Annotated in this window: 7 protein-coding genes; all 7 read right to left on the reverse strand. The window is 66.7% G+C overall.

The features are described from left to right. Nucleotides 1-11: 11 nt before the first annotated feature. The gene (gene rpsJ, locus AB0M88_RS19690; protein ID WP_007073037.1) at nt 12-320 is read right to left on the reverse strand and encodes a 30S ribosomal protein S10; all 309 of its coding nucleotides are present in this window, start codon (nt 318-320) and stop codon (nt 12-14) included. Nucleotides 321-651: 331 nt separating this feature from the next. Beyond that, nucleotides 652-1,845 carry an elongation factor Tu gene (gene tuf, locus AB0M88_RS19695; RefSeq protein ID WP_364103715.1) on the reverse strand — a complete coding sequence of 398 codons (1,194 nt, stop codon included), beginning with the start codon at nt 1,843-1,845 and terminating at the stop codon, nt 652-654. Between the two features lie 135 nt (nt 1,846-1,980). After that, nucleotides 1,981-4,077, reverse strand: a complete 2,097-nt coding sequence (gene fusA / locus AB0M88_RS19700) for an elongation factor G (protein ID WP_364103718.1) — start codon at nt 4,075-4,077, stop codon at nt 1,981-1,983. An 88-nt stretch (nt 4,078-4,165) separates the two neighbouring features. Then, nucleotides 4,166-4,636, reverse strand: coding sequence for a 30S ribosomal protein S7 (gene rpsG / locus AB0M88_RS19705; protein ID WP_364103721.1), 471 nt, complete (start codon nt 4,634-4,636; stop codon nt 4,166-4,168). A gap of 1 nt (nt 4,637) precedes the next feature. Next, nucleotides 4,638-5,012, reverse strand: a complete 375-nt coding sequence (gene rpsL, locus AB0M88_RS19710; protein ID WP_014440718.1) for a 30S ribosomal protein S12 — start codon at nt 5,010-5,012, stop codon at nt 4,638-4,640. 448 nt (nt 5,013-5,460) lie between these two features. Continuing rightward, complete coding sequence (locus AB0M88_RS19715) at nt 5,461-5,976, reverse strand: DUF4190 domain-containing protein (RefSeq protein ID WP_364103724.1); 516 nt, start codon at nt 5,974-5,976, stop codon at nt 5,461-5,463. Between the two features lie 62 nt (nt 5,977-6,038). Beyond that, nucleotides 6,039-6,353, reverse strand: a complete 315-nt coding sequence (locus tag AB0M88_RS19720; protein ID WP_364103739.1) for a hypothetical protein — start codon at nt 6,351-6,353, stop codon at nt 6,039-6,041. Between the last annotated feature and the right edge of the window lie 136 nt (nt 6,354-6,489).

Below are 6,489 nucleotides of genomic sequence, written 5' to 3' on the forward strand. Positions count from 1 at the left end.
AGTCCGGATCCCTACAGCTTGATCTCGATGTCGACGCCAGCCGGCAGGTCGAGGCGCATGAGCGAGTCGACCGTCTTCGGAGTCGGGTCGATGATGTCGATCAGCCGCTTGTGCGTGCGCATCTCGAAGTGCTCGCGCGAGTCCTTGTACTTGTGCGGCGAACGGATCACGCAGAAACGGTTGATCTCCGTGGGCAGCGGCACCGGGCCTGCAACCTGTGCCCCGGTACGCGTGACCGTCTCAACGATCTTCCGCGCCGAGGAGTCGACGACCTCGTGGTCGTAGGCCTTCAGCCGGATGCGGATCTTCTGTCCCGCCATGGTGGCTTCTGTTTCCTTCTCTCGATGCCGCTACGTGCGAAAGCGGTGGCCCTCGCATGCCCGCAGGACCCTTGATCCTGCGATGTCCGACCCCCGCGGTCGGGCGTGTCGCGCAAACTGACGTTATTCAGCGTTCAGACAAACATGATCACGGGGATCAGATGGTGTCGGCCGGGCAACAAACACGTCCTGACACCGGGCGAGGGGGGTCGACTGCCTGAGCTCGATCTACATGGAGCTAGATCAGCCTGGACAGCCAACCCCCCTGCGCGGACGCAACCTGACTAGTATGCCGTACTCATCGCGGCAATGCTAATCGGGGTACTAATACTCAGTTGATGATCTTCGTGACCGTTCCGGCGCCGACGGTGCGGCCACCCTCACGGATCGCGAACTTCAGGCCCTGCTCCATGGCGATCGGCTGGATCAGCTTGACCGCCATCGAGGTGGAGTCGCCCGGCATGACCATCTCGGTGCCCTCGGGCAGCGTGACGACGCCGGTGACGTCCGTGGTGCGGAAGTAGAACTGCGGCCGGTAGTTCTGGAAGAACGGGGTGTGCCGGCCACCCTCCTCCTTCGAGAGGATGTAGACCTGGCCCTCGAACTCCGTGTGGGGAGTCGTGGTGCCCGGCTTCACGACGACCATGCCGCGCTCGACGTCCTCGCGCTTGATACCGCGCAGCAGGAGGCCGACGTTCTCACCCGCGCGAGCCTCGTCGAGCAGCTTGCGGAACATCTCGATGCCGGTGCAGACGGTCTTCGTCGACTTCTCGCGGATGCCGACGATCTCGACCTCCTCGTTCGGCTTGAGGATGCCACGCTCGGCGCGACCGGTGACGACCGTTCCACGACCGGTGATCGTGAAGACGTCCTCGATCGGCATGAGGAACGGCTTGTCGGTGTCCCGCTCGGGCTGCGGAATCGCGGTGTCGACCGCGTTCATCAGCTCCATGAGCTTGGCGGTCCACTCCTTGTCGCCCTCGAGCGCCTTGAGCGCCGAGACGCGCACGACCGGCAGGTCGTCGCCCGGGAACTCGTAGGTGCTGAGCAGCTCGCGGACCTCGAGCTCGACGAGCTCGAGGAGCTCCTCGTCGTCGACCATGTCCGACTTGTTCAGCGCCACGACGATGTACGGAACGCCGACCTGGCGGGCCAGGAGCACGTGCTCCTTGGTCTGCGGCATCGGGCCGTCGGTCGCGGCGACCACCAGGATCGCGCCGTCCATCTGCGCGGCACCGGTGATCATGTTCTTGATGTAGTCAGCGTGGCCGGGGCAGTCCACGTGCGCGTAGTGACGCGCCGCGGTCTGGTACTCGACGTGCGCGATCGAGATCGTGATGCCGCGGGCCTTCTCCTCCGGCGCCTTGTCGATCTCGTCGAACGGGGTGTACGGGTTCAGGTCCGGGAACTCGTCGTGCAGGACCTTGGTGATGGCCGCAGTCAGCGTCGTCTTACCGTGGTCGATGTGACCAATGGTGCCGATGTTGACGTGCGGCTTAGTCCGCTCGAACTTCGCCTTCGCCACTGGTGTCCTCCTGTGGACTGTGTCTTTTCTTGCGCCCGGCACGCCCGATAAGGCGATAGGGACTCTGTCGACTGCTCGTGCGCGTGCGGCCCTCGACGGACCGCACGCGCCTCAACGCATCAGGCTGAGGGAACCTCAGGCACCCGTCGCCTTTGCGATGATCTCCTTCGCCACGCTCTGCGGAACTTCGGCGTAGGAGTCGAACTGCATGCTGTAGCTGGCCCGGCCCTGGGTCTTCGACCGGAGGTCGCCGACGTAGCCGAACATCTCGGACAGCGGCACCAGCGACTTGATGACTCGGGCGCCGGAGCGCTCCTCCATCGACTGGATGATGCCGCGCCGGGAGTTGAGGTCGCCGATCACGTCGCCCATGTTGTCCTCGGGCGTGGTGACCTCGACGGCCATCATCGGCTCAAGCAATGCCGGGTCGGCCTTGCGGGCCGCTTCCTTCATCACCATGGAGCCGGCGATCTTGAACGCCATTTCCGACGAGTCGACCTCGTGGTACTGGCCGTCGACGAGCGTCAGCCGGACGCCGACCAGCGGGTAGCCGGCCAGCACGCCGTACTGCAGCGCGTCCTGGGCACCGGCGTCGACCGACGGGATGAACTCCCGCGGGATGCGACCACCGGAGACCGCGTTGACGAACTCGTAAGTGGGAGCGTCGGCGGTCAGCGGCAACGGCTCGACGGTGACGACGACCTTCGCGTACTGACCCGAGCCACCGGTCTGCTTCTTGTGGACGAGCGTGAGCTTCTCCACGGTGCCGCGGATCGTCTCGCGGTACGCCACCTGCGGCTTACCGATGTTCGCCTCGACGTTGAACTCGCGCCGCATGCGGTCGACGAGGATGTCGAGGTGCAGCTCGCCCATGCCGGCGATGACCGTCTGACCGGTCTCCTCGTCGTTCCAGACGCGGAAGGTCGGGTCTTCCTCGGCCAGGCGCTGGATCGCGGTGCCCAGCTTCTCCTGGTCCGACTTGGTCTTCGGCTCGATCGCCACCTGGATGACCGGCTCCGGGAACGTCATCGACTCCAGGATCACCGGGTGCGCCGGGTCACTCAGCGTGTCGCCGGTGGTGGTCTGCTTGAGACCCTGCACCGCGATGATGTCGCCGGCCCACGCCGTTGGGCGCTCTTCGCGCTTGTTGGCGTGCATCTGGTAGATCTTGCCGATCCGCTCCTTCCGGTCCTTGGTGGAGTTGACCACCTGGGAACCGGACTCGAGCGTGCCGGAGTAGACCCGGACGTAGGTCAGCTTGCCGAGGTGCTTGTCCGTCTGGATCTTGAAGGCCAGGCCGGAGAAGGGCTCGCTGTTGGACGGCTTCCGCAGCAGCGGCGTCTCGCCGTCCGGCGCGGTGCCCTCGATGGCCGGAACGTCCAGCGGCGACGGCAGGTAGTCGATCACGGCGTCGAGCATGGGCTGAACGCCCTTGTTCTTGAACGCCGAACCGCACAGCACCGGGTTCGCCTTGCTGGCGATCGTGGCGCGCCGGATGGCCGCCTTGATCTCCTCGTTCGAGACTTCCTCGCCCTCGAGGTACTTGAGCATGACGTCGTCGTCCACGTCGGCGAGCGTCTCGATCAGCTTCTCGCGCCACTCGTTCGCGGAGTCGACCAGGTCGGCCGGGATCTCCTCGACCGCGTAGTCGTCGCCCTTCTGGGTCTCGCCGCGCCAGGTGAGCGCGCGCATACCGATCAGGTCGACGACGCCGATGTGGTCGCCCTCAAGACCGATCGGGATCTGCACCACGAGCGGGGTCGCGTTCAGCCGGTCGATCATCATCTGCACGCAGCGGAAGAAGTCCGCGCCGGTCCGGTCGAGCTTGTTGACGAAGCACATCCGGGGAACGTGGTACTTGTCCGCCTGGCGCCAGACGTTCTCGGTCTGCGGCTCCACGCCGGCGACACCGTCGTAGACCGCAACCGCACCGTCCAGCACACGCAGCGACCGCTCCACCTCGACCGTGAAGTCGACGTGGCCGGGCGTGTCGATGATCTGGATCGTGTGGCCCTTCCACTCGCACTTGGTGGCGGCGGAAGTGATCGTGATACCGCGCTCCTGCTCCTGCTCCATCCAGTCCATGACGGCGGCGCCCTCGTGGACCTCACCGATCTTGTACGTGATGCCGGTGTAGAACAGGATTCGCTCAGTAGTCGTGGTCTTACCGGCATCGATGTGCGCCATGATGCCGATGTTGCGTACGTTGGCGAGCGCGTCTGCGGCGGCCACTTCAATCCCTACTTTTCTTCGTCGTCGTCTCGTGGACCGGTAACGACTTCTGCCGCGGCCCGGCGAACGCCGGGCCGGCAGGCGGGTCTTACCAGCGGTAGTGCGCGAAGGCCTTGTTGGACTCCGCCATCTTGTGGGTGTCCTCGCGCCGCTTGACGGCGGCACCGAGACCGTTGCTGGCGTCGAGCAGCTCGTTCTGGAGACGCTCGATCATGGTCTTCTCGCGGCGGGCCTTGGAGTACTGGACCAGCCAGCGCAGACCGAGAGTGGTCTGCCGCGGCGTACGGACCTCGACCGGAACCTGGTAGGTCGCGCCACCGACACGGCGGCTGCGGACCTCGAGGGTCGGCTTGACGTTGTCCATCGCGCGCTTGAGGGTCACCACGGGGTCGGTGCCGCTCTTCTCGCGGGCACCCTCCAGGGCGCCGTACACGATGCGCTCGGCGAGCTGGCGCTTGCCGCCGACCAGGATCTTGTTGATCAGCTGCGTGACCAGCGGCGAGTTGTAAACCGGGTCGGCGACCACTGGGTGGCGCGGAGCGGGGCCTTTACGAGGCATGTCAGCTCTTCTCCTTCTTCGCGCCGTACCGGCTGCGAGCCTGCTTGCGGTTGCGGACACCCTGGGTGTCCAGCGAACCGCGGACGATCTTGTAGCGGACGCCGGGGAGGTCCTTCACCCGGCCGCCACGCACGAGCACGATCGAGTGCTCCTGAAGGTTGTGGCCAACGCCGGGGATGTACGCCGTGACCTCGATCTGGCTGCTGAGCTTCACACGAGCGACCTTGCGCAGCGCGGAGTTCGGCTTCTTGGGGGTAGTGGTGTACACGCGCGTGCACACGCCGCGCCGCTGAGGGCTTCCCTTCAGCGCCGGCGTCTTGGTCTTGCTCGTCTTCGCCTGGCGGCCCTTTCGGACCAGCTGCTGGATCGTGGGCACCGGGTTTCTCCGCTCCCTTCGGCCGCTCCTAGGCGGCCGGACCGTCTTGTTATGACTCTGTGTGTGCTGGTCACCTCCCCGTCCCGGGGAGGAGTCCGGCACCCGCGGTCGGGCGTGTCGTCCGGCTCACGGTCCCGCCACGCGCTCACACGCGTTTCGGGTCTTGTTCTGTGCCAGCTCCAAGATGTCTCAGAGCCGAGCTCTCGTTGCGCTCGACGCCCCGCGCTCGGCATCAGCCGAAGGAGGCACGCACAAGTTGCCCGAGCAAGCTCGGGCGCGAGGGGAAAGACTACCTACCACAAGCACCCAGGTCAAAACGAGCGGATCGCTGTCCACTCTTGTCGCATGACCGGGGCTCTCACGATTGATATCTCCAACACAAGTGTACCGGGTGCTCCGGAGCGGTTTCGCCGCGGTGCCGGATCACCCGGAAAGGCAATCTCGTCGCTCAGGACGAGACTTGCAACACCAGGGCCAACGCCAGGGAGAGCAGGGCAATTCCCGCCCCGGCGCAACCGCAGACGAGGCCGCTGATCGCCATGCCGCCGCCGGTGAAACGCACCTGGCCGGTGTGCCCGGAACGGCGGATCTGCCGCCGGGCGACCAGGCCGAGCGCGACCGCCCCGGCTCCGAAAATGACACTGAGCAGCGTGAAAGCGCCCGACACCCAACCGCCCCAGCCGCTCTGGGCACCCATCACGCCGAAGCAGAGCACGAGAATCGAGACCAGAATGGAGCCGATGCCCGCGACCAGTGAGCCGACGGCCAGGCCGGACGTGATCGGCATGACTCGCAACTGGACGAGGCCGAACTCGGTGCCCGGCAGCGGGTCGACCCGCTCCGGCTGCCAGCGCCCGGACGGGGGCGGAGGCGGCACATAGACCGGCGAGGTCTGCGCGGGGTGTTGCTGCGCCGGCGGCGCGCTCGGTGGCGGGAAGGGATCGGCCGCCGGCTGCTGGGTCATGAGAGAAGCATGTCACCCGAACGAGGCTCGCCGCAGCCCGCCCTGGCCGGGCCCTCGCCGGCTCAGTCGGTGCCCGGCGCGAAGTCGGTGCCGCCCGGCCGTGCGGCCAGGTGCAGCAGCCCGGCGATGGTGGCCACGACCAGCGCGGCCAGCGCCAGCACGATGCCGGCCCAGGCCAGCCGGCGGCCCCGCCGGATCCACGCCGAGCCGGTCAGATAACCGCCCGCCTGCCACGCCTGACGGGACGCCTGACGGGCCAGCACGAGCGCGAGGGTGGCCGGAATCACCCCACCGACGAACGCGCCGGTCAGAAAGCCCAGGAGGCCGAGCGCGAAGACCGCCCGCGCCTTGGTCGAGGGCTCCGGGTCCGGATCCATCGGATGGCGGGTGGGCACGGCCGCGGGAAGGGTCACCCACCCATAGTCGGCCGTAGTGCTCGGTGGCGGCCTGGGGGTCGCCGCTCGCAGCGTGTAGCCACCCCGCGAATTGCTCCCATTGGCCGAGCTGATCGAC

Origin of the sequence: Actinoplanes sp. NPDC051411 (assembly GCF_040682075.1) — a bacterium.
In the GTDB taxonomy this organism is placed as follows: domain Bacteria; phylum Actinomycetota; class Actinomycetes; order Mycobacteriales; family Micromonosporaceae; genus Actinoplanes.